The following is a 23,017-nucleotide window of genomic DNA, read 5'->3' on the forward strand; positions in this document are numbered from 1 at the left end:
CAGTCCACAATGGCTCGCGAATATAAGATCGAAGACTACCGTAATTTCGGTATCATGGCGCATATCGACGCCGGCAAGACCACGACCACCGAGCGTATTCTCTATTACACCGGCAAGTCGCACAAGATCGGCGAAGTCCACGACGGCGCGGCCACCATGGACTGGATGGAGCAGGAGCAGGAGCGTGGCATCACGATCACCTCTGCTGCCACCACGACCTACTGGAAGGGCCGTGACGGCAAAATGCGCCGCTTCAACATCATCGACACTCCCGGCCACGTCGACTTCACCATTGAAGTCGAGCGTTCGCTGCGCGTTCTCGACGGCGCCATCGCGTTGCTCGACGCTAACGCCGGTGTTGAGCCGCAGACGGAAACCGTCTGGCGTCAGGCCGAGAAGTACAATGTCCCGCGGATGATCTTCTGCAACAAGATGGACAAGACCGGTGCGGACTTCTACCGCTCCGTCGAGATGATCAAGACCCGCCTCGGTGCAACGGCTGTCGTCATGCAGCTGCCGATCGGTGCAGAAACCGAATTCAAGGGCGTCATCGATCTGGTCGAGATGAACGCGCTCATCTGGCGCGACGAGTCGCTCGGCGCCCAGTGGGATGTCGTCGAAATCCCCGAGGACATGAAGGCCAAGGCTGAAGAATATCGCGAAAAGCTGATCGAGACGGTCGTCGACATCGACGAAGCCGCTACCGAAGCTTACCTCGAAGGCATTCTGCCCGACAACGATCAGATCCGTGCGCTGGTTCGTCGTGGCACGATCGACGTCAAGTTCCACCCGATGTTCTGCGGCACCGCCTTCAAGAACAAGGGCGTGCAGCCGCTGCTCGACGCCGTTGTCGACTACCTGCCGTCGCCGATGGACATCCCCGCGATCAAGGGCATCGATTTCAAGACGGAAGCTGAAATCGAGCGTCATGCCGATGACAGCGAGCCGCTTTCCATGCTCGCCTTCAAGATCATGAACGACCCCTTCGTCGGTTCGCTGACCTTCGCCCGCATCTACTCCGGCAAGCTCGAAAAGGGTGCGTCGGTCATCAACACGGTCAAGGACAAGCGCGAGCGCGTCGGCCGTATGCTGCAGATGCACTCCAACTCGCGTGAAGACATCGAAGAAGCCTTCGCAGGTGACATCGTCGCTCTCGCCGGCCTCAAGGAAACCACGACGGGCGACACGCTCTGCGATCCGTTGAAGCCGGTTATCCTCGAGCGCATGGAATTCCCGGAGCCGGTGATCCAGATCGCCATCGAGCCGAAGACCAAGGGCGACCAGGAAAAGATGGGCCTCGCGCTCAACCGCCTGGCTGCTGAAGATCCGTCCTTCCGCGTCAAGACCGACCAGGAATCCGGCCAGACTATCATCGCCGGCATGGGCGAACTGCACCTCGACATCATCGTCGACCGCATGCGTCGTGAATTCAAGGTCGAAGCAACCGTCGGCGCGCCACAGGTTGCCTACCGCGAAACCATCACCAGGACGCATGAAGAAGACTACACGCACAAGAAGCAGTCCGGTGGTACCGGTCAGTTCGCGCGCGTCAAGATCGTCTTCGAACCGAACCCGGAAGGCGACGAATTCAAGTTCGAATCGAAGATCGTCGGCGGTTCCGTTCCGAAGGAATACATCCCCGGCGTCCAGAAGGGCATCGAAAGCGTTCTGTCTTCGGGACCGCTCGCAGGCTTCCCGATGCTCGGCGTCAAGGCGACCCTCATCGACGGCGCATTCCACGACGTCGACTCCTCGGTTCTCGCCTTCGAAATCGCATCGCGTGCCTGCTTCCGTGAAGCAGCCAAGAAGGCCGGCGCTCAGCTGCTCGAGCCGATGATGAAGGTCGAAGTCGTCACCCCGGAAGATTATGTCGGCGACGTTATCGGCGACCTGAACTCCCGTCGCGGTCAGATCCAGGGCCAGGAAAGCCGCGGTATTGCCGTTGTCATCAACGCGAACGTTCCGCTCGCGAACATGTTCAAGTACGTCGACAACCTGCGCTCCATGTCCCAGGGCCGCGCCCAGTACACGATGACCTTCGATCACTATTCGCCGGTCCCGTCGAACGTCGCAACTGAAATCCAGGCAAAGTATTCTGGTCAGAAGTGACCGGAATACCAATTGACCGATAACAAGAATTAGATCCCTTCGGGGACTAGCAAAACGGAGACCCGAAAATGGGAAAGAGTAAGTTTGAGCGCAACAAGCCGCACGTCAACATTGGCACGATTGGCCACGTTGACCACGGCAAGACGTCTCTGACGGCAGCGATCACGAAGTACTTCGGTGAGTACAAGGCGTACGACCAGATCGACGCGGCTCCGGAAGAAAAGGCGCGTGGCATCACGATTTCGACGGCGCACGTCGAGTATGAGACGCCGGCCCGCCACTACGCCCACGTCGACTGCCCCGGCCACGCCGACTACGTCAAGAACATGATCACCGGTGCTGCCCAGATGGACGGCGCGATCCTGGTGTGCTCGGCTGCTGACGGCCCGATGCCGCAGACGCGCGAACACATCCTGCTGGCTCGCCAGGTCGGTGTTCCGGCAATCGTGGTGTTCCTGAACAAGGTCGACCAGGTTGATGACGCCGAGCTTCTCGAACTGGTCGAGCTCGAAGTTCGCGAACTGCTGTCGTCCTACGACTTCCCGGGCGACGATATTCCGATCATCAAGGGTTCGGCACTTGCTGCTCTTGAAGATTCGGACAAGAAGATCGGCGAAGATTCGATCCGCGAGCTGATGGCTGCTGTCGACGCCTACATCCCGACGCCTGAGCGTCCGATCAACCTGCCGTTCTTGCTGCCGATCGAAGACGTGTTCTCGATCTCGGGCCGCGGTACGGTTGTGACTGGCCGCGTCGAGCGTGGCATCGTCAAGGTTGGCGAAGAAGTCGAGATCGTCGGCATCCGCCCGACGACGAAGACGACGGTGACCGGCGTTGAAATGTTCCGCAAGCTGCTCGATCAGGGCCAGGCTGGCGACAACATCGGTGCGCTGATCCGCGGCGTCACCCGTGACGGCGTTGAGCGTGGCCAGATTCTGTGCAAGCCGGGTTCGGTCAAGCCGCACAAGAAGTTCATGGCAGAAGCCTACATCCTGACGAAGGAAGAGGGTGGCCGTCATACGCCGTTCTTCACCAACTACCGTCCGCAGTTCTACTTCCGCACGACCGACGTGACGGGCATTGTGACGCTGCCGGAAGGCACGGAGATGGTGATGCCGGGCGACAACGTCACGGTATCGGTCGAGCTGATCGTTCCGATCGCGATGGAAGAAAAGTTGCGCTTCGCTATCCGCGAAGGCGGCCGCACCGTCGGCGCCGGTATCGTCGCGAGCATCGTCGAGTAATTAGCGGCTGGGCCACCTGGCCCAAGGAAAGGATAGGGACGCCGATCTCGGTGTCCTTCTCGATCTTTGAAACCGGTGGCCCGCTAACGTAACTGAAGGTAAGTCGTGTCCCCAAGTGGCGACACGCGGATAACAGACACAAGGATAAAGTCGAATGAACGGCCAGAATATCCGCATCCGCCTGAAGGCGTTCGATCACCGGATTCTCGACGCCTCCACGCGTGAGATCGTATCGACGGCTAAGCGCACCGGTGCAAGCGTCCGGGGCCCCGTTCCGCTTCCGACCCGCATCGAGAAGTTTACGGTCAACCGGTCCCCGCACATCGACAAGAAGAGCCGCGAACAGTTCGAGATGCGCACGCATAAGCGCCTTCTCGATATCGTTGACCCGACCCCGCAGACGGTAGACGCGCTGATGAAGCTCGATCTCGCCGCCGGTGTCGATGTTGAGATCAAGCTCTGAGACCTCGGGTCTTCGGGCTGAGTGAGAAGGATTGAACCGATGCGTTCAGGTGTGATTGCACAGAAGGTGGGAATGACCCGCGTCTATAACGACGCCGGCGAGCATGTCCCGGTAACGGTACTGCGTATGGAAGGCTGCCAGGTCGTCGCTACGCGCACTGTCGAAAAGAATGGCTATACCGCAGTTCAGCTCGGTGCCGGCCAGGCGAAGGTAAAGAACACGTCCAAGGCGATGCGCGGCAACTTTGCCATCGCCAACGTCGAGCCGAAGGCCAAGCTCACTGAATTCCGCGTGTCGGAAGATCAGCTGCTCGAGATCGGCACTGAGATCAAGGCGGGTCACTTTGCAGCCGGTCAGCTCGTCGACGTGACGGGTACGACGATCGGTAAGGGCTTTGCCGGCGCCATGAAGCGCCACGGTTTCGGCGGTCTGCGTGCCACGCACGGTGTGTCGGTTTCGCACCGCTCGCACGGTTCGACCGGCTCGCGCCAGGATCCGGGCAAGGTTTTCAAGAACAAGAAGATGGCTGGTCACATGGGCCAGACGCGCGTCACGACGCAGAACCTTGAAGTGGTTTCGACCGACGAAGATCGTGGTCTGATCCTGATCAAGGGTGCTGTTCCTGGTTCCAAGGGTGCTTGGATCATCGTGCGCGACGCCGTCAAGTCGGCCGCGAAGTAAGGGAGCCAGATCAATGGAATTCAACGTCAAGACCCTCGAGGGAAAAGACGCCGGGAAGGTTTCCCTTTCGGACGCGATTTTCGGCCTCGAGCCCCGCGAAGACATTCTCGCCCGCGTCATCCGCTGGCAGCTTGCCAAGAAGCAGCAGGGCACTCACAAGGCAAAAGGCCGCGCTGAAATTTCGCGCACCGGCGCCAAGATGTACAAGCAGAAGGGTACGGGCCGCGCCCGCCACCATTCGGCTCGCGCTCCGCAGTTCCGCGGCGGCGGCAAGGCTCACGGCCCGGTCGTGCGCAGCCATGAGCATGACCTTCCCAAGAAGGTTCGCGCGCTCGGCCTTCGCCACGCCCTTTCGGCCAAGATCAAGGCCGATGACGTCATTGTCATCGACAACCTGGTTGCAGCTGAAGCCAAGACCAAGTCGCTCGCGTCCGTTTTCGAGACGCTCGGCCTGACCAACGCCCTCTTCATCGGCGGCGCAGAGCTTGACGGCAACTTCAAGCTCGCAGCTCAGAACATCCCCAACATCGATGTTCTGCCGATCCAGGGCATCAACGTTTACGACATCGTGCGCCGCGGCAAGCTCGTGCTTTCCAAGGCTGCGGTTGAAGCGCTAGAGGAGCGATTCAAGTGACCGATCTTCGCCACTACGATGTGATCGTCTCTCCGGCGATCACCGAAAAGTCCACGCTGGTATCCGAAAACAACCAGGTTGTTTTCAATGTCGCCAAGCAGGCGACGAAGCCGGAAATCAAGGCTGCGGTCGAGGCGCTGTTCGGCGTCAAGGTCACGGCTGTCAACACTCTGCTGCGCAAGGGCAAGACCAAGCGGTTCCGCGGTTTCGTCGGCAAGCAGAAGGACGTGAAGAAGGCTGTTGTGACGCTGGCTGAAGGCCAGACGATCGACGTCTCCACCGGTCTCTGAGGTATAAGAAAATGGCATTGAAAACATTCAATCCGATCACCCCGAGCCAGCGCCAGCTGGTCATCGTCGACCGTTCGGCCCTCTACAAGGGCAAGCCGGTCAAGGCGCTGACGGAAGGTCTGACCAAGAGCGGCGGTCGTAACAACCTCGGCCGCATCACTGCCCGCTTCATCGGCGGTGGTCACAAGCGCACCTATCGTCTGATCGACTTCAAGCGTCGCAAGTTCGACGTCGAAGGCACGGTCGAGCGTATCGAATACGATCCGAACCGCACGGCTTTCATCGCGCTGGTGAACTATGCCGACGGCGAAAAGGCTTATATCCTCGCTCCTCAGCGCCTCGCTGCCGGTGACAAGGTTATCGCTTCCGAGAAGGCTGTCGACGTCAAGCCCGGCAACACCATGCCGCTGCAGTTCATCCCGGTCGGCTCCATCATCCACAACGTGGAAATGAAGCCGGGCAAGGGTGGGCAGATCGCTCGCTCCGCCGGTGGCTACGCACAGCTCGTCGGCCGCGACCAGGGCATGGCGATCCTTCGCCTGAACTCCGGTGAACAGCGTCTCGTTCATGGCTCCTGCCTTGCTTCGATCGGCGCCGTCTCCAACCCTGACCACGCCAACATCAACGACGGCAAAGCCGGTCGTACGGTTTGGCGCGGCAAGCGTCCGCATAACCGCGGTGTTGTCATGAACCCGGTCGACCATCCGCACGGCGGTGGTGAAGGCCGCACCTCCGGTGGTCGCCATCCGGTGTCGCCGTGGGGCAAGCCGACCAAGGGCAAGCGCACCCGGTCGAACAAGTCGACCGACAAGATGATCATGCGCTCGCGTCATCAGCGTAAGAAGTAAGAGAGGAAGTCTCCAATGGCTCGTTCAGTATGGAAAGGTCCGTTCGTTGACGGCTATCTTCTCAAGAAGGCTGAGAAGGTTCGTGAAGGCGGTCGTAGTGAAGTGATCAAGATCTGGAGCCGTCGCTCCACGATCCTGCCGCAGTTCGTCGGTCTCACCTTCGGCGTCTACAACGGCAGCAAGCATATCCCGGTCAGCGTCAATGAAGACATGGTCGGTCACAAGTTCGGTGAATTCTCTCCGACCCGCACCTACTACGGTCACGGCGCGGACAAGAAGGCGAAGAGGAAGTAACAATGGGCAAGGCAAAAGCCGAACGCCGGCTGAAGGACAACGAGGCGCAAGCAGTCGCCCGCACGCTCCGCGTCAGCCCCCAGAAGCTCAACCTGGTTGCTGCGGCTATCCGCGGCAAGAAGGTCGAGCGCGCACTCGCTGAGCTGGAGTTCTCCCGCAAGCGCATCGCAGGCGCCGTCAAGAAGACGCTCGAATCTGCGATCGCCAACGCTGAGAACAACCACGATCTCGACGTCGACTCGCTGGTCGTCGCCGAGGCCTATGTCGGCAAGTCGATCGTCATGAAGCGTTTTCACGCTCGTGGCCGCGGTCGCGCGTCGCGCATTGAAAAGCCCTTCGCGCATTTGACGATCGTCGTTCGTGAAGTGCAGGCAGCAGAGGAGGCCGCATAATGGGTCAGAAAATCAATCCAATCGGTTTCCGCCTCGGCATCAACCGTACCTGGGATAGCCGCTGGTTTGCGGACAATGCCGAGTACGGCCAGCTGCTGCACGAAGACCTGAAGATGCGCAAGTTCGTCATGAGCGAACTGAAGCAGGCCGGGATCTCCAAGGTGGTCATCGAGCGTCCGCACAAGAAGTGCCGCGTCACGATCCACTCGGCACGTCCGGGCCTGATCATCGGCCGCAAGGGCGCAGACATCGACAAGCTCCGCAAGAAGCTGTCGGAGATGACGAATTCGGAAACGCACCTCAACATCGTCGAAGTGCGCAAGCCCGAAGTCGATGCGACGCTGGTCGCTCAGTCGATCGCCCAGCAGCTCGAGCGTCGCGTGGCTTTCCGCCGCGCCATGAAGCGCGCCGTCCAGTCTGCGATGCGTCTTGGCGCCGAAGGCATCAAGATCACCTGCGCTGGCCGTCTCGGCGGCGCTGAAATCGCCCGTACGGAATGGTACCGCGAAGGTCGTGTGCCGTTGCACACGCTGCGCGCCGACATCGACTACGGCACGGCTGAAGCAGAAACCGCGTTCGGCATCTGCGGCATCAAGGTCTGGATCTTCAAGGGCGAAATCCTTGAGCATGATCCGATGGCTTCCGAGCGCCGCGCGATGGAAGGTGACGCCCAGGGTCCGGCAAGCCGTGATCGTGACCGCGACAGAGACCGTCGCCGCGACAACGCTTGATAGCGCGCGTGGCAGAGAAGTTCGGAGAATAAGAAAATGTTGCAGCCAAAGCGTACCAAGTACCGCAAGCAGTTCAAGGGCCGCATCAAGGGCGTCGCCAAGGGCGGTTCTGACCTGGCATTCGGCGAATTCGGCCTGAAGGCACAGGAACCCAACCGCGTCAACGCGCGCGAGATCGAAGCGGCCCGCCGCGCGATCACGCGTTATATGAAGCGCGCCGGCCGTGTATGGATCCGCGTGTTCCCGGACGTTCCGGTAACCAAAAAGCCGACCGAAGTCCGTATGGGTAAGGGTAAGGGCTCCGTTGAATACTGGGCATGCAAGGTCAAGCCCGGCCGTATGATGTTCGAGATCGACGGTGTCAGCGAAGAAATCGCCCGTGAGGCGCTTCGCCTCGGCTCTGCCAAGCTCTCGGTCAAGACGCGCTTCGTTCAGCGCATTGCAGAGTAAGGGATTGAGCTCATGAAAGCCTCAGACGTTCGCGCGTTCACCGCCGACCAACTCAAGGACGAGCTTGCCAAGCTGAAGAAGGAGCAGTTCAACCTGCGCTTCCAGAAGGCGACCGGCCAGCTCGAAAAATCCTCGCGCATCAACGAAGTCCGCAAGGACATCGCCCGCGTGAAAACCATTGCCCGCCAGAAGGCGGCAGAAGTTAAGGCCTAAAGGAAGAAAAATATGCCGAAGCGCATCCTGCAGGGCGTCGTCGTTGGCGACAAGAACGAGAAGACGGTAGTGGTTCGCGTCGAGCGTCGTTTCGCTCACCCGCTGCTCCAGAAGACCGTTCGTCGTTCCAAGAAGTACAAGGCCCACGACGAGAACAACCAGTACAAGATTGGCGATACCGTATCCATCGAGGAATGCGCGCCGATCTCCAAGGACAAGCGCTGGACGGTGATTTCCGCCCAGGGCAAGTAACAGAATTTTGCGCGAGGCCTTGCGTCTCGCCGAAATATCTGTATGAAGCAGCGTCAGAACGCTCGAAAGCCGGGCGTTCTTTTGCTTTGAGCGCACGGAAGGTCCCGTTCGGGAAACCACCCTGGCACGATCGATCCCGCGCTATTCAGCTATTGCCGCGTCTGTGCTGCCGTCATGGCAGCTCGGCCGGCGAAAATTTTCATAAGCCGGAGTAGGGGGCTAGCCCAACCATTCCGGTAAACCAAGAAGGCGACCTGATATGATTCAGATGCAAACAAACCTCGACGTCGCGGATAATTCCGGCGCACGTCGTGTCATGTGCATCAAGGTGCTGGGCGGCTCGAAGCGCAAGTATGCCTCGATCGGCGACGTCATCGTCGTTTCGATCAAGGAAGCGATCCCGCGCGGCCGTGTGAAGAAGGGTGACGTGATGAAGGCGGTTGTCGTTCGCACCGCCAAGGACATCCGTCGTCCGGATGGCTCCGTCATCCGCTTCGACACCAACGCAGCAGTCCTCATCGACAACAAGAAAGAGCCGATCGGCACCCGTATCTTCGGACCGGTTCCGCGCGAACTTCGCGCCAAGAACCACATGAAGATCATCTCGCTGGCTCCCGAAGTACTGTAAGGAGCGAAGCGATGCAGAAGATTCGTAAGGGCGACAAGGTCGTCATGCTCGCTGGCAAGGACAAGGGCCGTACCGGCGAAGTTGTCCAGGTCATGCCGAAGGAAGATCGTGCCGTTGTTCGTGGCGTCAACGTCGTCAAGCGCCACCAGCGCCAGACGCAGACCCAGGAAGCCGGCATCATCAACAAGGAAGCCCCGGTTCACCTGTCCAACGTTGCAATCATCGACAAGGACGGCAAGCCGACCCGCGTCGGTTTCAAGGTTGTTGACGGTAAGAAGGTCCGTGTGGCCAAGCGTTCTGGAGAAGTGATCGATGGCTGAGGCAAAATATGAGCCGCGGCTCAAGAAGGAATATGTCGAGCGCATCCGCAAGGCGATGCAGGAGCAGTTCTCCTACGCCAACGAGATGATGATCCCGAAGCTCGACAAGATCGTGATCAACATGGGTGTCGGCGAAGCGACCGCTGACTCGAAGAAGCCGACGGTAGCTGCCGCCGACCTCGCAGCGATCGCCGGCCAGAAGCCGGTCATCACCCGCGCGCGTAACTCTATCGCAGGCTTCAAGGTCCGCGAACAGATGCCGATCGGCGCGAAGGTCACCCTGCGCGGCGCCCGCATGTACGAGTTCATGGACCGTCTCGTGAACATCGCGCTCCCGCGCGTTCGCGACTTCCGCGGCCTGAACCCGAAGAGCTTTGACGGCCGTGGCAACTTCGCCATGGGCATCAAGGAGCACATTGTGTTCCCTGAGATCAACTACGACAAGGTTGATCAGATGTGGGGCATGGACATCATCGTTTGCACGACGGCGACGACCGACGACGAAGCACGGGCTCTTCTGAAAGAGTTCAGCTTCCCGTTCCGTCAATAACCGTAACGACGAGCGTAGAAAAGGAACCTGACATGGCGAAGACAAGCGCAGTTGAAAAGAACAAGCGCCGCCGTACTACGGTCGCCAACCAGGCCGCTAAGCGGGCTGGTTTGAAGGCGATCATCATGAACCAGGCTCTTCCGATCGAAGAGCGGTTCAAGGCCTCGATCAAGCTGGCATCCCTGCCGCGTGATGGATCGAAGACCCGTATTCGCAACCGTTGCGAAGTTTCGGGGCGTCCGCGCGCATATTACCGCAAACTGCGCATGTCGCGTATTGCGCTGCGTGAACTCGGCAATCTCGGCAAGGTGCCGGGTATCGTCAAGTCGAGCTGGTAAGGAGCAGGTTACATGACAATGACTGATCCGTTGGGCGATATGCTCACTCGCATCCGTAACGGCGCTTCCCGCCGCAAGTCGTCGGTCTCGACGCCTGCTTCGAAGCTCCGTGCACGTGTTCTCGATGTTCTGCAGTCCGAAGGCTACATCCGTGGCTATTCCCTTGTCGATTTCGGCAATGGCAAGTCGGAACTCAGCATCGAGCTGAAATATTATGAAGGCGCATCGGTGATCCGTGAGATCGGCCGTGTGTCCAAGCCGGGCCGCCGGGTCTATGTCTCGGTCAAGTCCATTCCGCAGGTTGCGAACGGTCTCGGCATCACCATCCTTTCGACTCCGAAGGGTGTGATGGCCGATCACCAGGCTCGCGAACAGAACGTTGGTGGCGAGGTTCTTTGCTCGGTCTTCTAAGATCGGGCATGGATCTCCATAGCGAACAGACAGGATTGAAACATGTCTCGTATCGGTAAAAAGCCCGTTCAGGTGCCTGCTGGGATCACGGCTACGGTCGATGGCCAGAAGGTGACTGCAAAGGGCCCGAAGGGCGAGCTGTTTTTCGTTGCTAACGACGAAATCAGCCTCAAGCTTGAAAATAACGCCGTCGTCGTGACGCCGGTGAACCAGACCAAGGATGCGCGCTCAAAGTGGGGCATGTCCCGCACGATGATCGAAGGCATCTTCAAGGGCGTCAAGGACGGTTTCGAGCGCAAGCTTGAAATCAACGGCGTCGGTTACCGCGCCGCCATGCAGGGCAAGAACCTGCAGCTGGCCCTCGGTTTCAGCCACGACGTGATCTACGAGCCGCCGGTCGGTATCTCGATCGTTGTTCCGAAGCCGACGGAAATCGTCGTCAGCGGCATCAACAAGCAGCAGGTCGGTCAGGTTGCCGCCGAAATCCGCGAATATCGCGGTCCCGAGCCCTACAAGGGCAAGGGCGTCAAGTACGCTGACGAGCGGATCGTCCGCAAAGAAGGCAAGAAGAAGTAAGGATCACGCGAAATGGCTAGCAGGAAAGAAGCACTTGCACGTCGTGCCAACCGCGTGCGCCGTCATCTCAAGTCGGTGGCCAATGGCCGTCCGCGCCTGTCGGTTCATCGCTCCTCGAAGAACATCTACGCCCAGGTCATCGATGATGTGGCCGGCAAGACGCTTGCGTCTGCCTCCACCCTCGAGAAGGATCTGCGCGGTTCTCTGAAGACCGGTGCCGATACCGCCGCCGCTACCGTTGTGGGCAAGCTCCTCGCAGAGCGCGCCTCCAAGGCCGGTGTTACGGAAGTCGTGTTCGACCGTGGCGCCTTCATCTATCACGGCCGCATCAAGGCTCTCGCCGAAGCGGCCCGCGAAGGCGGTCTCACCTTCTGATCAGTTTCCGGCCGGACGCCTCAGGCGCCGGCCGGATTTTCGCCGGACCGCAGGCGCTCTCCGAAAGGGGAGGCTTATGCGGTCCACATTTGTTTGCCGATTGCACCCGGAAAAGAAAAAGGAAGAGGACAATGGCACAGGAAAGAAGGCCGCAGCGGGACGACCGCCAGAGCCGCGAAGAGCGCGATAGCGAATTCGTCGACAAGCTTGTCGCGATCAACCGCGTCGCCAAGGTCGTCAAGGGCGGCCGTCGTTTCGGTTTCGCAGCACTCGTCGTCGTTGGCGACCAGAAGGGCCGCGTCGGCTTCGGCCATGGCAAGGCACGTGAAGTGCCGGAAGCCATCCGCAAGGCAACCGAAGCCGCCAAGCGCGAGCTGATCTTCGTACCACTGCGTGACGGCCGTACGCTGCATCACGACGTCCATGGTCGCCATGGCGCCGGCAAGGTTCTGCTGCGCTCGGCCAAGGTTGGTACCGGCATCATCGCCGGTGGTCCGATGCGCGCCGTATTCGAGACGCTCGGCATGCATGACGTCGTCGCCAAGTCGACCGGTTCGTCGAACCCCTATAACATGGTTCGCGCCACCTTCGACGCTCTGAAGCACCAGGTTCACCCGAAGGACATCGCAGCTCAGCGCGGCATCAAGTATGCAACGCTGCAGGCTCGTCGTGGCGCCTCCGGCAACGCCTCTGAAGAATAAGAGGAGTTTGACAGATGGCCAAGGCTACTAAGAAGGCTGAAGCGAAGACTGTCACGATCGAACAGATCGGCAGCCCGATCCGCCGTCCGGATGTCCAGCAGCGCACGCTGATCGGTCTCGGACTGAACAAGATGCACCGTCGCCGCACGCTGGAGGATACCCCTTCCGTTCGTGGCATGATCCGTGCTGTCCAGCATCTCGTTCGCGTCGTCGACGAGAAGTGAGACGGAGGAAACGCTCATGAAACTCAATGAAATCAAGGACAATGAAGGCTCGACCCACAGCCGCAAGCGCCTCGGCCGCGGTATCGGCTCGGGCTCGGGCAAGACTGGTGGTCGCGGCGTGAAGGGTCAGAAGTCCCGTTCGGGCGTCGCCATCAACGGCTTCGAAGGCGGCCAGATGCCGATCTATCGTCGCCTGCCGAAGCGCGGCTTCAACAACATTTTCGCTTCCGATTTTGTTGTCGTGTCGCTGGCCCGTATCCAGACGGCGATCGACGCCGGCAAGCTCGATGCCAAGACGACCGTTGACGCAGCTGCCCTCAAGGCCGCTGGTGTCATCCGCCGCGTCAAGGATGGCGTTCGCGTTCTCGCCGACGGCGAGATCAAGGCCAAGATCACCATCGTCGTTGCAGGCGCGTCCAAGCCTGCCGTCGAGAAGATCGAAAAGGCCGGTGGCACCGTGACGCTGCTTTCGGCTCCGGCTGCAGCCGAATAATAATCTGATGATATATCGCCCGGGGTGCTTCACACCGGGCGATTTTGCTCCCATATGTGGGCCTCACAAAAACTTGGCTGGCGCGCCCGCGTCATGCCGGTAAGACTCGAAAACAAGGGTGAGGCATGGGGTTGCGCCGCAATCCGTCCTGAGCCCGGTTTTGAATAATTTCATACTGATTCCGGGTCCGGTCTGTCCCCCAGAGACGCCGGAATTGGTAGCGCGGAGAAACGCATGGCTTCTGCAGCGGAACAATTGGCATCCAACCTCAATTTTTCGACCTTCGCCAAAGCCGAGGATTTGAAGAAGCGCTTGTGGTTCACACTGGCAGCTCTCCTCGTCTACCGACTTGGCACGCATATTCCGCTTCCGGGTCTCAATCCCGAAGCCTATGCCCAGGCTTTCCGCGGCCAGGCAGGTGGCATTCTCGGCCTTTTCAACATGTTCTCGGGCGGCGCTGTTCAGCGCATGGCGATCTTCGCGCTCGGCATCATGCCCTATATCTCCGCTTCGATCATCGTGCAGCTCATGACCTCGGTCGTGCCAGCGCTCGAAAACCTCAAGAAGGAAGGCGAGCAGGGCCGTAAGATCATCAACCAGTATACCCGCTATGGTACCGTCATCCTCGGCGCGCTCCAGGCCTATGGTATTGCCGCCGGCCTTGAGAGTGGCCAGGGCCTCGTCGTCGAGCCGGGCTGGTTCTTCCGTGTTTCCACTGTTCTGACGCTGCTCGGCGGCACGATGTTCCTGATGTGGCTCGGCGAGCAGATCACCTCGCGCGGCATCGGCAACGGCATCTCGCTGATCATTTTCGCCGGCATCGCCGCTGGCCTTCCCACAGCTCTTGCCGGCACGCTCGAACTCGGCCGCACCGGTGCGCTGTCGACCTTCCTCATCCTGCTCGTCATCATCGTCGCGATCGCCGTCATCGGCATCATCGTCTTCGTCGAGCGCGCCCAGCGCCGGCTGCTGATTCAGTATCCGAAGCGTCAGGTTGGCAATCGGATGTTCCAGGGCGATACTTCGCACCTGCCGCTCAAGCTCAACACGTCAGGTGTCATTCCGGCGATCTTCGCATCGTCGCTGCTGCTGCTGCCGGCAACGGTCGCGGGTTTCGCCAACACCTCGGCAATGCCCTCCTGGGTGACATCGATTGTCGCAGCCCTCGGCCACGGTCAGCCGCTCTATATGGTGCTGTACGGTGCGCTGATCGCCTTCTTCGCCTTCTTCTATACGGCCATCGTCTTCAATCCGAAGGACACGGCCGACAATCTGAAGAAGCATGGCGGCTTCATTCCGGGCATCCGTCCGGGCGAGCGCACCGCCGAATATATCGACTACGTGCTGACCCGCATCACGGTGATCGGCGCAATCTATCTCGTCTTCGTCTGCATCCTTCCGGAGATCTTGGTGTCGCAAACCGGCATCCCATTATCCCTTGGTGGGACTTCGCTTTTGATCGTGGTTAGCGTAACTCTTGATACGGTTGCACAGATCCAGGGTCACCTGATCGCGCAGCAATACGAAGGCCTGATCAAGAAATCGAAGTTGCGTGGAGGAAAGAGGGGGCGATGAGACTTATCCTTTTGGGGCCGCCGGGCGCGGGTAAGGGAACCCAGGCCCAGCGGATCGTGGAAAAGCACGGCATTCCGCAGCTTTCCACGGGGGACATGCTGCGTGCAGCGGTCAACGCCGGCACGGATGTCGGCAAGCGCGCGAAGGCGGTCATGGACGCCGGCAAGCTCGTCTCGGATGAGATCGTCATTGCCATCGTTTCTGAGCGTATCGATCAACCAGATTGCGCCAACGGCTTCATTCTCGACGGCTTCCCCAGGACGCTCGTCCAGGCTGATGCTACCGAGGCGATGCTGAAGGCAAAGGGTCTCGGCCTCTCCGTCGTCATTGAATTCCGTGTCGATGATGATGAGTTGATCCGACGTGTTGCCGGTCGCTACTCCTGTGCACAGTGTGGCAGCGTCTATCACGATACTGATAAGGTTCCGGCTGCTGAGGGTGTGTGCGACAAGTGCGGTTCGACGCACTTCAAGCGCCGTCCTGATGACACTCCGGAGACCATGACGGCTCGGCTGCAGGTCTACTACAAGGAAACCTCGCCGCTGATCGGCTATTACCATGCCAAGGGTAAACTCAAGTCCGTGGACGGCATGGCGGAGATCGATCAGGTGACGGCCGAGGTCGAAAGCATTCTTTCCAAGCTTTAAGGCTTTGAAAATAAACTTGGCGGAACGGTTGCTTTTCAGCAGTGATTCCGCTAAACACCGCGCCAACTCGCGACATTCCATGCGATCGGCGCGGATTTCCCAGGGAAGTCCGGGTGCGGTCGTTTTGACATGTTGCGGACGTAAATCTGAACGGGCGGTTCTCAAGAGCCGCATAACGAAGCCCACTTGCCGGATGGCAACTGGAATGCAAGGAGAACAGGCGTGGCACGTATCGCTGGCGTCAACATCCCGACTGCGAAGCGCGTTGTTATCGCGCTGACCTACATTCACGGGATCGGTCCGAAATTCGCACAGGAAATCGTCGAAAAGGTCGGTATCCCGGCCGAACGTCGTGTGCATCAGCTGACGGACGCAGAAGTCCTTCAGATCCGCGAAGCCATCGACCGCGACTATCAGGTCGAAGGCGATCTTCGTCGCGATACCGCGATGAACATCAAGCGCCTGATGGACCTCGGCTGCTACCGCGGCCTGCGTCATCGCCGCGGCCTTCCGGTCCGCGGTCAGCGCACGCACACCAATGCCCGTACCCGCAAGGGCCCGGCAAAGGCAATCGCTGGCAAGAAGAAGTAATTTCCGGGAAACCGGGGTAGGGAGGCTGGCGGTCTGCGCCGGCCTCTTTTGAGTTTGGAGCGGGACCATATAGGCGCCGTTCCGGTGTAGCCGCTGGCATTACGGCGGTGAAGAGATCAACGAAAGGAATACCATGGCTAAGGAAGCCGTCCGCGTTCGCCGTCGCGAGCGCAAGAATATCTCGTCGGGTGTCGCTCACGTCAACTCGACCTTCAACAACACGATGATCACCATCACTGATGCGCAGGGCAATGCAATTGCCTGGTCGTCGGCTGGCGCCAAGGGCTTCAAGGGCTCGCGCAAGTCGACCCCGTTCGCTGCCCAGATCGCTGCCGAAGACTGCGCCAAGAAGGCCCAGGAGCACGGCATGAAGTCGCTGGAAGTCGAAGTCTGCGGTCCGGGTTCGGGTCGTGAATCGGCTCTGCGCGCGCTCCAGGCTGCAGGTTTCATGATCACGTCCATCCGCGACGTGACCCCGATCCCGCACAATGGCTGCCGTCCGCGCAAGAAGCGCCGCGTCTGATCATCGCTCTCGTCACCGGTGAGCGCTTGCGCGCTCCCGGTGGTTTTCAAGCTCGGTTGCCACGATTGGATGGTGGCAACGAACGGAAGGCAAACTCATGATTCAGAAGAACTGGCAGGAACTGATCAAGCCGAACAAGGTGGAGTTCTCCTCGAGCTCGCGCACCAGGGCGACGCTTGTTGCCGAACCGCTGGAGCGCGGCTTCGGCCTCACCCTCGGCAACGCGCTTCGTCGCGTTCTGCTCTCCTCGCTGCGCGGTGCTGCCGTCACGGCGGTGCAGATCGATGGCGTGCTGCATGAATTCTCCTCGATTCCGGGCGTCCGCGAAGACGTGACGGACATCGTCCTCAACATCAAGGAAATCGCCATCAAGATGGATGGCGACGATGCGAAGCGCATGGTCGTGCGTAAGCAGGGCCCGGGCGTTGTCACGGCTGGCGACATTCAGACGGTCGGCGATATCGAAATCCTCAACCCCGAGCATGTCATCTGCACGCTCGACGAGGGTGCCGAGATCCGCATGGAATTCACCGTCAACAACGGCAAGGGCTACGTTCCGGCCGAACGCAATCGTGCGGAAGATGCTCCGATCGGTCTCATCCCGGTCGACAGCCTCTATTCGCCGGTCAAGAAGGTGTCCTACAAGGTTGAAAATACCCGCGAAGGACAGGTTCTCGACTACGACAAGCTGAACATGACCATCGAAACCGATGGCTCGATCACCGGCGAAGACGCCGTCGCTTTTGCGGCGCGCATCCTCCAGGATCAGCTTGGCGTCTTCGTCAACTTCGACGAGCCGCAGAAGGAAACCGAAGAGGAAGCAGTCACCGAACTCGCTTTCAACCCGGCTCTCCTGAAGAAGGTGGACGAACTCGAACTGTCGGTCCGTTCGGCAAACTGCCTGAAGAACGACAACATCGTCTACATCGGCGACCTCATTCAGAAGACCGAAGCAGAAATGCTCCGCACGCCGAATTTTGGTCGCAAGTCGCTGAACGAAATCAAGGAAGTTCTCGCTTCCATGGGCCTGCACCTCGGCATGGAAGTGCCGGCATGGCCGCCCGAGAACATCGAAGATCTCGCCAAGCGTTACGAAGATCAATACTGAGAAAACAAAAGGCAGGCTCTTTCGGCTGCCTTTCCCCGTCAAACAGCAGGCCGATCGCCTGCATGTGCCAGGAAACGGCAGGCCCACTTAGCGTAAGGGCACCTGCATTAAAGGAGAATAGCAATGCGCCATGGTAAAGCCGGCCGCAAGCTGAATAGAACTGCAAGCCACCGCAAGGCGATGTTCGCCAACATGGCGGCTTCGCTGATTACCCACGAGCAGATCGTCACGACCCTGCCGAAGGCCAAGGAAATCCGTCCGATCGTCGAGAAGCTCGTCACGCTCGGCAAGCGCGGCGACCTGCACGCTCGCCGTCAGGCGATCTCGCAGATCCGCGATGCCGCTGTCGTCTCGAAGCTGTTCGACACGATCGCAACGCGCTACGCCACCCGCAACGGCGGCTACCTGCGCATCATGAAGGCCGGCTTCCGCCAGGGCGACAATGCCGCCATGGCTGTGATCGAATTCGTTGACCGCGATGCCTATGCCAAGGGCGCAGCCGACAAGGCCCGCGTCGCTGCTGAAGAGCAGGCCGTCGCCGCTTAAGTCTTCCGCTTCGGCGGAAACAGAACAGCCGGGCTGCAAAGCCCGGCTGTTTTTGTTTCTGATATGGTGACGGGACCGGCTCCATTGCGCAAAATCATTCAGGCTCGCTCTCCGCAGTTCCGTCGTCTCGCCGCCCTGTTTCTCGTCATCGTTCTCGGGCTGGTGCTCCGCCGGTTTGGCTATGCAGCCGATCTGCCCTTCATCGTCGTCAAATATGGTGGATCGGCACTCTGGGGAGCGATGGTCTATCTGCTCGTGGCGCTCTTTGTCGCAAGGTCACGGCCGGCAGCAATTGCTGTCACGGCGCTGTTCATAGCGATCTCAGTGGAATTGTTCCGGCTCTATCACACGCCCTGGCTCGACGCGTTTCGGCTGACCACGGCAGGCGCCCTGCTGCTTGGGCGCGTGTTTTCGCTTTGGAACATGCTGGCTTATGCCATCGGCATAGCTGCGGCCTGCGCCTTCGATCCGGCACGCCGGACTGCGTTGCGTCCTCGCTAGAGCGCCGCGCGTCTTTTCAGACGCGCCAAGGACGCTCTATCACTTTGAATCTGCGCATAATCCTTTCCGAAAATCGATTCCGATTTTCGGGGTTATGCACTAAACCTGCCGTCTCACGAGACCGACGCCACTGCGCGATTGCGCGTCCGCCCTTTGCCCTTCTGCCTGTTGCGTGCGATCGGCCGGTAGGAGCGATAGAGGATGAGCGCGATGATCAGCCCGACATAGATATATTGCTCGAGGTCGAGGATCTTGGTCGAGAGCGCGAAGTGCAACGCCCCGCAGGCGGCGATGATGTAGACGAGGCGGTGCAGCCAGATCCAGTTCCTGCCGAGGCGGCGGATCGAGAGATTGTTGGATGTCACCGCCAGCGGGATGAGCATCGCAAGCCCGGCCATGCCGAACATGATGAACGGGCGCTTCAGCACGTCGTTGATGACGGCGGCAATATCCATCGCCTGGTCGAGCACCATGTAGACGGTGAAATGCATCAGCGCGTAATAGAAGGTCAGCAGGCCAAGCGCCCGGCGATAGCGGAGATAGTTCCAGCCGAAGAGCTCACGGGCAGGGGAAACGGCAAGCGTCAGGATCAGAAAACGGATCGTCCAGAGCCCAAGGAAAAGCTCGAAGGTCTTGACCGGATCGGCGCCGAGCTGATCGGTCGCGCCGAGATAGAACGTCCAGGCCGCAGGCACGAGCCCGACGACATAAAGCAGCCAGACGGAGGCGGGTTGCCAGCGCTTCGGGATGGCGAGCGACAGTTCCGCCATCAGAAATTCGCCTTCAGGTCCATGCCGGCATAAAGGCTTGCCACCTCGTCGGCATAGCCGTTGAAGGGCAGGGTGGGATGGCGGCTCGCGCCGAAGAAGCCGCTCTCGCCGATGCGCCGTTCGCTGGCCTGGCTCCAGCGCGGATGGTCGACCTCAGGGTTGACGTTGGCGTAGAAGCCATACTCCTGCGCGTTGGTGACCTGCCAGGTATTCTTCGGCTGCTGATCGGTGAGCGTGATCCTGACGATCGACTTGATGCCCTTGAAGCCGTATTTCCACGGCACGACGAGGCGGATCGGCGCACCGTTCTGGTTCGGCAGCGTTTCGCCATAGAGCCCGACGGCCAGCAGCGTCAGCGGATGGCGCGCCTCATCCAGGCGCAGACCCTCGACATAGGGCCAGTCGAGTGACTGGAAGAAACCCTTCTGCCCAGGCATCTCCTCCGGCCGCACCACGGTTTCGAAGGCGACGTATTTGGCGCTGCCGAGCGGCTCGACCTTGTCGAGCAGCGACGCCAGCGGAAAGCCGTCCCAGGGGATGACCATCGACCAGGCCTCGACGCAGCGCATGCGATAGGTGCGCTCCTCGATCGGGAATTCCTTCATCAGCGCCTCGAGGTCGAAGGTGCCTGGCTTGTTGACCATGCCGTCGACCTTGATCGTCCAGGGCAGCGGCTTGAAATCGCCGGAAAGAGCTGCGGGATCGCCCTTGTCGAGGCCGAACTCATAGAAATTATTGTAGGTCGTGACGTCCTTGATCGGCGTCGCCTTCTCGTCGACCTTGTATTTGCTCTCAACGGCGGAGAGGGCCGCAGCGTTTGCCTTGCCGGCGCTGTAGAGGGCCATGGCGCCAAGCGCTGCCGCGCCCAGGAATTCACGACGGCGCACATAGATCTGGCGCGGCGTGATCTCTGATGACGCGATCTTCGGTGGGCGATAGGTTGGCATGTCGAAACCTCCTCGGCGGATATCCTGAAATATAGCCCTTAAACGAACCGCCGGCATGTTGAGATTAGTGTCTAAGCCTTGAATATTGCCGACGGGAAGCCAATTTTTTGTGTTCGGCCGTGATGGAATAGGCTGTAACAAAACGTCGCGTCGAACCGTATATGATCGATGGGCCTCATGGCGCTTCTCCCCGGCGTACCGGATTTGGGTTTCCCGGTAGTGACAGCCCCCGTCGATTGGATTAGGACAATTCCAAAAAGCAGCGTTTGCCCGGCCCGCAGGCTCCATGCCGCCCGGCTTCGCCTGATAATTCCGACACGTTGAGGAAGACACCGATGCCAGTTTACCGTTCCAGAACCACGACCCATGGCCGCAACATGGCGGGCGCCCGCGGCCTTTGGCGCGCCACGGGCATGAAGGATTCGGATTTCGGCAAGCCGATCATCGCGGTGGTGAATTCCTTCACCCAGTTCGTGCCCGGCCACGTGCACCTGAAGGACCTTGGCCAGCTCGTTGCCCGCGAGATCGAGGCGGCCGGCGGTGTCGCCAAGGAATTCAACACGATCGCCGTCGATGACGGCATCGCCATGGGCCATGACGGCATGCTGTATTCGCTGCCCTCGCGTGAGCTGATCGCCGACAGCGTCGAATATATGGTCAATGCCCATTGCGCCGACGCCATGGTCTGCATCTCCAACTGCGACAAGATCACCCCCGGCATGCTGATGGCGTCGCTGCGCCTCAATATCCCGACCGTCTTCGTCTCGGGTGGTCCGATGGAAGCCGGCAAGGTTGTGCTGCACGGCAAGACGCATGCGCTCGACCTCGTCGATGCCATGGTCGCCGCAGCCGATGACAAGATCAGCGACGAGGACGTGCAGACCATCGAACGCTCTGCCTGTCCGACCTGCGGCTCCTGTTCCGGCATGTTCACCGCCAATTCGATGAACTGCCTAACGGAAGCGCTCGGCCTGTCGCTGCCCGGCAACGGCTCGACGCTCGCCACCCATCTCGACCGCAAGCGCCTCTTCGTCGAGGCCGGTCATCTGATCGTCGATCTCGCCCGCCGTTATTACGAGCAGGACGACGTCAAGGCGCTGCCGCGCACCATCGCCTCCAAGCAGGCCTTTGAGAATGCCATGACGCTCGATATCGCCATGGGCGGCTCGACCAATACGGTTTTGCACATCCTTGCCGCCGCCCATGAAGGCGAGATCGATTTCACCATGGCCGATATCGACGCGCTGTCGCGCCGCGTGCCGTGCCTGTCGAAGGTCGCGCCCGCCAAAAGCGACGTGCATATGGAAGACGTCCACCGCGCCGGCGGCATCATGTCGATCCTCGGCGAACTCGACAAGGGTGGCCTGCTGAACCGCGATTGCCCGACCGTGCATGCCGAGACGCTCGGCGATGCGATCGACCGCTGGGATATCACCCGCACCAACAGCGAGACCGTCCGCAACTTCTATCGCGCCGCTCCCGGCGGCATCCCGACCCAGGTCGCCTTCAGCCAGGAAGCGCGTTGGGATGACCTCGACACCGACCGTGAGAACGGCGTCATCCGCTCGGTCGAGCATCCCTTCTCCAAGGATGGTGGTCTTGCCGTGCTCAAGGGCAACCTTGCGATCGACGGCTGCATCGTCAAGACGGCCGGCGTCGATGAATCGATCTTGAAATTCTCCGGCCCAGCTCGCGTCTTCGAAAGCCAGGACTCCTCCGTCAAGGCCATTCTCGCCAACGAGGTCAAGGCCGGCGACGTCGTCGTCATCCGCTACGAAGGCCCGAAGGGCGGTCCCGGCATGCAGGAAATGCTCTATCCGACGAGCTATCTGAAGTCGAAGGGCCTCGGCAAGGCCTGCGCGCTGATCACCGATGGCCGCTTCTCCGGCGGCACCTCCGGGCTTTCGATCGGCCACGCCTCGCCGGAAGCGGCAAATGGCGGCACGATCGGCCTGGTGCGCGAAGGCGACATGATCGATATCGACATCCCCAACCGCACGATCAGCCTGCGTGTCAGCGAAACCGAACTTGCCGCCCGCCGCGCCGAGCAGGACGCCAAGGGCTGGTACCCGGTCGAAGTCCGCAAGCGCAACGTCACGACCGCGCTGAAGGCCTACGCCGCCTTCGCAACGAGTGCCGATCGCGGCGCCGTGCGGGATCTGAACGCCCGCTGAGTCGCTCGAACCGAAGACCCCAGAGTCAGCTGCTTTTCCAACCGGTCGCTTTCAAAGCGGCCGGTTGATGTTTTTATAGGTCTCGCCGAGCTGCTTCAGCCGCTCGTCATAGGTAGCCTTGATACAGGCCGCATCCGCTCCGCATTCCTGTCGCTTCTTCAGCCATGCCGTCTGCTCGTCCTGCAAGGTTCCGCGCGAGCCCATCGCCAGCAGGCCGGAGAGCAGCTCGAAGGTCGTCACCATCTTCACGTCGGCATCGTTGAGCGCGCGGTTGTCGCAGATCGCTTTTTCATCCGGCTTCAATTCTTTCGCATCGCAATCGAAGCTTGCTGCCTGTGCCAGGTTCGATGCAATGAGCAGGATCGCAAAGCCGAGGGCCGCTGTCGTCGTTCTTGTCGTGATCATTCCTATGTTCCTG

Annotated in this window: 34 protein-coding genes; 31 read left to right on the forward strand and 3 right to left on the reverse strand. The window is 60.1% G+C overall.

Features of this window, described 5'->3' with window-relative positions; all coding sequences use genetic code 11:
• Positions 1-9: 9 nt before the first annotated feature.
• The 30 genes from fusA to J3P73_RS10075 all read left to right on the forward strand — a co-directional run bounded on the left by fusA (position 10) and on the right by J3P73_RS10075 (position 18,708).
• Positions 10-2,109 carry an elongation factor G gene (gene fusA / locus J3P73_RS09930; RefSeq protein ID WP_018068032.1) on the forward strand — a complete coding sequence of 700 codons (2,100 nt, stop codon included), beginning with the start codon at positions 10-12 and terminating at the stop codon, positions 2,107-2,109.
• A 68-nt stretch (positions 2,110-2,177) separates the two neighbouring features.
• Complete coding sequence (gene tuf, locus J3P73_RS09935) at positions 2,178-3,353, forward strand: elongation factor Tu (protein WP_027685040.1); 1,176 nt, start codon at positions 2,178-2,180, stop codon at positions 3,351-3,353.
• Positions 3,354-3,507: 154 nt separating this feature from the next.
• On the forward strand, positions 3,508-3,816 hold the full coding sequence (rpsJ, locus tag J3P73_RS09940) for a 30S ribosomal protein S10 (protein WP_003547547.1): 309 nt from the start codon (positions 3,508-3,510) through the stop codon (positions 3,814-3,816).
• 39 nt (positions 3,817-3,855) lie between these two features.
• Positions 3,856-4,497 (forward strand): 50S ribosomal protein L3, encoded by a 642-nt coding sequence (gene rplC, locus J3P73_RS09945; RefSeq protein WP_018067989.1) that lies wholly within the window; start codon positions 3,856-3,858, stop codon positions 4,495-4,497.
• Between the two features lie 13 nt (positions 4,498-4,510).
• A complete protein-coding gene (rplD, locus tag J3P73_RS09950; RefSeq protein ID WP_012757020.1) occupies positions 4,511-5,131 on the forward strand; it encodes a 50S ribosomal protein L4 in 621 nt (206 codons plus the stop codon).
• On the forward strand, positions 5,128-5,421 hold the full coding sequence (locus J3P73_RS09955; protein ID WP_003547550.1) for a 50S ribosomal protein L23: 294 nt from the start codon (positions 5,128-5,130) through the stop codon (positions 5,419-5,421). Before rplD ends, J3P73_RS09955 begins: the two co-directional genes overlap by 4 nt.
• A gap of 11 nt (positions 5,422-5,432) precedes the next feature.
• Positions 5,433-6,269: a 50S ribosomal protein L2 gene (rplB, locus tag J3P73_RS09960; protein WP_018067988.1), complete on the forward strand. Its 837-nt coding sequence runs from the start codon at positions 5,433-5,435 to the stop codon at positions 6,267-6,269.
• 15 nt (positions 6,270-6,284) lie between these two features.
• Complete coding sequence (gene rpsS, locus J3P73_RS09965; RefSeq protein WP_003547552.1) at positions 6,285-6,563, forward strand: 30S ribosomal protein S19; 279 nt, start codon at positions 6,285-6,287, stop codon at positions 6,561-6,563.
• 2 nt (positions 6,564-6,565) lie between these two features.
• A complete protein-coding gene (gene rplV, locus J3P73_RS09970) occupies positions 6,566-6,955 on the forward strand; it encodes a 50S ribosomal protein L22 (RefSeq protein WP_003547553.1) in 390 nt (129 codons plus the stop codon).
• The gene (gene rpsC / locus J3P73_RS09975; protein ID WP_003547554.1) at positions 6,955-7,686 is read left to right on the forward strand and encodes a 30S ribosomal protein S3; all 732 of its coding nucleotides are present in this window, start codon (positions 6,955-6,957) and stop codon (positions 7,684-7,686) included. The genes rplV and rpsC overlap by 1 nt, the downstream gene beginning before the upstream one ends.
• Positions 7,687-7,722: 36 nt before the next feature.
• A complete protein-coding gene (gene rplP / locus J3P73_RS09980) occupies positions 7,723-8,136 on the forward strand; it encodes a 50S ribosomal protein L16 (protein ID WP_003547555.1) in 414 nt (137 codons plus the stop codon).
• Between the two features lie 12 nt (positions 8,137-8,148).
• Positions 8,149-8,349, forward strand: coding sequence for a 50S ribosomal protein L29 (gene rpmC, locus J3P73_RS09985; protein ID WP_003558545.1), 201 nt, complete (start codon positions 8,149-8,151; stop codon positions 8,347-8,349).
• Positions 8,350-8,361: 12 nt separating this feature from the next.
• Positions 8,362-8,601, forward strand: a complete 240-nt coding sequence (rpsQ, locus tag J3P73_RS09990; RefSeq protein WP_003547557.1) for a 30S ribosomal protein S17 — start codon at positions 8,362-8,364, stop codon at positions 8,599-8,601.
• 259 nt (positions 8,602-8,860) lie between these two features.
• Entirely contained in the window at positions 8,861-9,229 is a 369-nt protein-coding gene (rplN, locus tag J3P73_RS09995) for a 50S ribosomal protein L14 (protein WP_003573790.1), read from the forward strand.
• Positions 9,230-9,240: 11 nt separating this feature from the next.
• The gene (rplX, locus tag J3P73_RS10000) at positions 9,241-9,549 is read left to right on the forward strand and encodes a 50S ribosomal protein L24 (RefSeq protein ID WP_003547559.1); all 309 of its coding nucleotides are present in this window, start codon (positions 9,241-9,243) and stop codon (positions 9,547-9,549) included.
• Positions 9,542-10,099 (forward strand): 50S ribosomal protein L5, encoded by a 558-nt coding sequence (gene rplE, locus J3P73_RS10005; protein ID WP_018067987.1) that lies wholly within the window; start codon positions 9,542-9,544, stop codon positions 10,097-10,099. The genes rplX and rplE overlap by 8 nt, the downstream gene beginning before the upstream one ends.
• Before the next feature lie 32 nt (positions 10,100-10,131).
• Positions 10,132-10,437, forward strand: a complete 306-nt coding sequence (gene rpsN, locus J3P73_RS10010) for a 30S ribosomal protein S14 (RefSeq protein ID WP_003547561.1) — start codon at positions 10,132-10,134, stop codon at positions 10,435-10,437.
• A 12-nt stretch (positions 10,438-10,449) separates the two neighbouring features.
• Positions 10,450-10,848, forward strand: coding sequence for a 30S ribosomal protein S8 (rpsH, locus tag J3P73_RS10015; protein ID WP_018067986.1), 399 nt, complete (start codon positions 10,450-10,452; stop codon positions 10,846-10,848).
• Positions 10,849-10,890: 42 nt separating this feature from the next.
• Complete coding sequence (gene rplF / locus J3P73_RS10020; protein WP_003547563.1) at positions 10,891-11,424, forward strand: 50S ribosomal protein L6; 534 nt, start codon at positions 10,891-10,893, stop codon at positions 11,422-11,424.
• Positions 11,425-11,436: 12 nt separating this feature from the next.
• Positions 11,437-11,799 (forward strand): 50S ribosomal protein L18, encoded by a 363-nt coding sequence (gene rplR / locus J3P73_RS10025; protein WP_003547564.1) that lies wholly within the window; start codon positions 11,437-11,439, stop codon positions 11,797-11,799.
• 131 nt (positions 11,800-11,930) lie between these two features.
• Positions 11,931-12,500 (forward strand): 30S ribosomal protein S5, encoded by a 570-nt coding sequence (gene rpsE / locus J3P73_RS10030; protein WP_017963908.1) that lies wholly within the window; start codon positions 11,931-11,933, stop codon positions 12,498-12,500.
• A 14-nt stretch (positions 12,501-12,514) separates the two neighbouring features.
• A complete protein-coding gene (gene rpmD / locus J3P73_RS10035; RefSeq protein WP_003547566.1) occupies positions 12,515-12,724 on the forward strand; it encodes a 50S ribosomal protein L30 in 210 nt (69 codons plus the stop codon).
• Positions 12,725-12,740: 16 nt separating this feature from the next.
• Entirely contained in the window at positions 12,741-13,217 is a 477-nt protein-coding gene (gene rplO, locus J3P73_RS10040; protein WP_003547567.1) for a 50S ribosomal protein L15, read from the forward strand.
• Between the two features lie 234 nt (positions 13,218-13,451).
• Entirely contained in the window at positions 13,452-14,792 is a 1,341-nt protein-coding gene (gene secY, locus J3P73_RS10045) for a preprotein translocase subunit SecY (RefSeq protein ID WP_018067985.1), read from the forward strand.
• The gene (locus tag J3P73_RS10050; RefSeq protein WP_017963910.1) at positions 14,789-15,439 is read left to right on the forward strand and encodes an adenylate kinase; all 651 of its coding nucleotides are present in this window, start codon (positions 14,789-14,791) and stop codon (positions 15,437-15,439) included. Before secY ends, J3P73_RS10050 begins: the two co-directional genes overlap by 4 nt.
• Before the next feature lie 222 nt (positions 15,440-15,661).
• Positions 15,662-16,030, forward strand: a complete 369-nt coding sequence (rpsM, locus tag J3P73_RS10055; protein ID WP_003573772.1) for a 30S ribosomal protein S13 — start codon at positions 15,662-15,664, stop codon at positions 16,028-16,030.
• 133 nt (positions 16,031-16,163) lie between these two features.
• The gene (rpsK, locus tag J3P73_RS10060; RefSeq protein ID WP_003547577.1) at positions 16,164-16,553 is read left to right on the forward strand and encodes a 30S ribosomal protein S11; all 390 of its coding nucleotides are present in this window, start codon (positions 16,164-16,166) and stop codon (positions 16,551-16,553) included.
• Between the two features lie 97 nt (positions 16,554-16,650).
• Complete coding sequence (locus tag J3P73_RS10065) at positions 16,651-17,661, forward strand: DNA-directed RNA polymerase subunit alpha (RefSeq protein WP_003547579.1); 1,011 nt, start codon at positions 16,651-16,653, stop codon at positions 17,659-17,661.
• Between the two features lie 123 nt (positions 17,662-17,784).
• A complete protein-coding gene (gene rplQ, locus J3P73_RS10070) occupies positions 17,785-18,207 on the forward strand; it encodes a 50S ribosomal protein L17 (protein ID WP_003558556.1) in 423 nt (140 codons plus the stop codon).
• Between the two features lie 84 nt (positions 18,208-18,291).
• Positions 18,292-18,708 carry a ribosomal maturation YjgA family protein gene (locus J3P73_RS10075; RefSeq protein ID WP_020397281.1) on the forward strand — a complete coding sequence of 139 codons (417 nt, stop codon included), beginning with the start codon at positions 18,292-18,294 and terminating at the stop codon, positions 18,706-18,708.
• A 113-nt stretch (positions 18,709-18,821) separates the two neighbouring features.
• On the opposite strand, the gene msrQ is transcribed toward J3P73_RS10075, so the two are convergent.
• Together msrQ and msrP are read right to left on the reverse strand one after the other, a co-directional pair.
• A complete protein-coding gene (gene msrQ, locus J3P73_RS10080) occupies positions 18,822-19,478 on the reverse strand; it encodes a protein-methionine-sulfoxide reductase heme-binding subunit MsrQ (RefSeq protein WP_018072625.1) in 657 nt (218 codons plus the stop codon).
• Positions 19,478-20,425 carry a protein-methionine-sulfoxide reductase catalytic subunit MsrP gene (gene msrP, locus J3P73_RS10085; protein ID WP_207579904.1) on the reverse strand — a complete coding sequence of 316 codons (948 nt, stop codon included), beginning with the start codon at positions 20,423-20,425 and terminating at the stop codon, positions 19,478-19,480. The genes msrQ and msrP overlap by 1 nt, the downstream gene beginning before the upstream one ends.
• Before the next feature lie 335 nt (positions 20,426-20,760).
• On the opposite strand from msrP, the gene ilvD reads away from it, so the two are divergent.
• Positions 20,761-22,599, forward strand: coding sequence for a dihydroxy-acid dehydratase (ilvD, locus tag J3P73_RS10090; protein WP_018072627.1), 1,839 nt, complete (start codon positions 20,761-20,763; stop codon positions 22,597-22,599).
• 51 nt (positions 22,600-22,650) lie between these two features.
• On the opposite strand, the gene J3P73_RS10095 is transcribed toward ilvD, so the two are convergent.
• A complete protein-coding gene (locus J3P73_RS10095) occupies positions 22,651-23,004 on the reverse strand; it encodes a lysozyme inhibitor LprI family protein (protein ID WP_018072628.1) in 354 nt (117 codons plus the stop codon).
• Positions 23,005-23,017 lie beyond the last annotated feature (13 nt).

It is taken from the genome of Rhizobium ruizarguesonis, assembly GCF_017357285.1.
Lineage (GTDB): Bacteria > Pseudomonadota > Alphaproteobacteria > Rhizobiales > Rhizobiaceae > Rhizobium > Rhizobium ruizarguesonis.

Bases quoted from the DNA above. Each gene is read 5' to 3' on its own strand.
- fusA (WP_018068032.1), top strand. From the start codon at position 10: ATGGCTCGCGAATATAAGATCGAAGACTACCGTAATTTCGGTATCATG.
- tuf (WP_027685040.1), top strand. From the start codon at position 2,178: ATGGGAAAGAGTAAGTTTGAGCGCAACAAGCCGCACGTCAACATTGGC.
- rpsJ (WP_003547547.1), top strand. From the start codon at position 3,508: ATGAACGGCCAGAATATCCGCATCCGCCTGAAGGCGTTCGATCACCGG.
- rplC (WP_018067989.1), top strand. From the start codon at position 3,856: ATGCGTTCAGGTGTGATTGCACAGAAGGTGGGAATGACCCGCGTCTAT.
- rplD (WP_012757020.1), top strand. From the start codon at position 4,511: ATGGAATTCAACGTCAAGACCCTCGAGGGAAAAGACGCCGGGAAGGTT.
- rplB (WP_018067988.1), top strand. From the start codon at position 5,433: ATGGCATTGAAAACATTCAATCCGATCACCCCGAGCCAGCGCCAGCTG.
- rpsS (WP_003547552.1), top strand. From the start codon at position 6,285: ATGGCTCGTTCAGTATGGAAAGGTCCGTTCGTTGACGGCTATCTTCTC.
- rplV (WP_003547553.1), top strand. From the start codon at position 6,566: ATGGGCAAGGCAAAAGCCGAACGCCGGCTGAAGGACAACGAGGCGCAA.
- rpsC (WP_003547554.1), top strand. From the start codon at position 6,955: ATGGGTCAGAAAATCAATCCAATCGGTTTCCGCCTCGGCATCAACCGT.
- rplP (WP_003547555.1), top strand. From the start codon at position 7,723: ATGTTGCAGCCAAAGCGTACCAAGTACCGCAAGCAGTTCAAGGGCCGC.
- rpmC (WP_003558545.1), top strand. From the start codon at position 8,149: ATGAAAGCCTCAGACGTTCGCGCGTTCACCGCCGACCAACTCAAGGAC.
- rpsQ (WP_003547557.1), top strand. From the start codon at position 8,362: ATGCCGAAGCGCATCCTGCAGGGCGTCGTCGTTGGCGACAAGAACGAG.
- rplN (WP_003573790.1), top strand. From the start codon at position 8,861: ATGATTCAGATGCAAACAAACCTCGACGTCGCGGATAATTCCGGCGCA.
- rplX (WP_003547559.1), top strand. From the start codon at position 9,241: ATGCAGAAGATTCGTAAGGGCGACAAGGTCGTCATGCTCGCTGGCAAG.
- rplE (WP_018067987.1), top strand. From the start codon at position 9,542: ATGGCTGAGGCAAAATATGAGCCGCGGCTCAAGAAGGAATATGTCGAG.
- rpsN (WP_003547561.1), top strand. From the start codon at position 10,132: ATGGCGAAGACAAGCGCAGTTGAAAAGAACAAGCGCCGCCGTACTACG.
- rpsH (WP_018067986.1), top strand. From the start codon at position 10,450: ATGACAATGACTGATCCGTTGGGCGATATGCTCACTCGCATCCGTAAC.
- rplF (WP_003547563.1), top strand. From the start codon at position 10,891: ATGTCTCGTATCGGTAAAAAGCCCGTTCAGGTGCCTGCTGGGATCACG.
- rplR (WP_003547564.1), top strand. From the start codon at position 11,437: ATGGCTAGCAGGAAAGAAGCACTTGCACGTCGTGCCAACCGCGTGCGC.
- rpsE (WP_017963908.1), top strand. From the start codon at position 11,931: ATGGCACAGGAAAGAAGGCCGCAGCGGGACGACCGCCAGAGCCGCGAA.
- rpmD (WP_003547566.1), top strand. From the start codon at position 12,515: ATGGCCAAGGCTACTAAGAAGGCTGAAGCGAAGACTGTCACGATCGAA.
- rplO (WP_003547567.1), top strand. From the start codon at position 12,741: ATGAAACTCAATGAAATCAAGGACAATGAAGGCTCGACCCACAGCCGC.
- secY (WP_018067985.1), top strand. From the start codon at position 13,452: ATGGCTTCTGCAGCGGAACAATTGGCATCCAACCTCAATTTTTCGACC.
- J3P73_RS10050 (WP_017963910.1), top strand. From the start codon at position 14,789: ATGAGACTTATCCTTTTGGGGCCGCCGGGCGCGGGTAAGGGAACCCAG.
- rpsK (WP_003547577.1), top strand. From the start codon at position 16,164: ATGGCTAAGGAAGCCGTCCGCGTTCGCCGTCGCGAGCGCAAGAATATC.
- J3P73_RS10065 (WP_003547579.1), top strand. From the start codon at position 16,651: ATGATTCAGAAGAACTGGCAGGAACTGATCAAGCCGAACAAGGTGGAG.
- rplQ (WP_003558556.1), top strand. From the start codon at position 17,785: ATGCGCCATGGTAAAGCCGGCCGCAAGCTGAATAGAACTGCAAGCCAC.
- msrQ (WP_018072625.1), bottom strand. From the start codon at position 19,478: ATGGCGGAACTGTCGCTCGCCATCCCGAAGCGCTGGCAACCCGCCTCC.
- msrP (WP_207579904.1), bottom strand. From the start codon at position 20,425: ATGCCAACCTATCGCCCACCGAAGATCGCGTCATCAGAGATCACGCCG.
- ilvD (WP_018072627.1), top strand. From the start codon at position 20,761: ATGCCAGTTTACCGTTCCAGAACCACGACCCATGGCCGCAACATGGCG.
- J3P73_RS10095 (WP_018072628.1), bottom strand. From the start codon at position 23,004: ATGATCACGACAAGAACGACGACAGCGGCCCTCGGCTTTGCGATCCTG.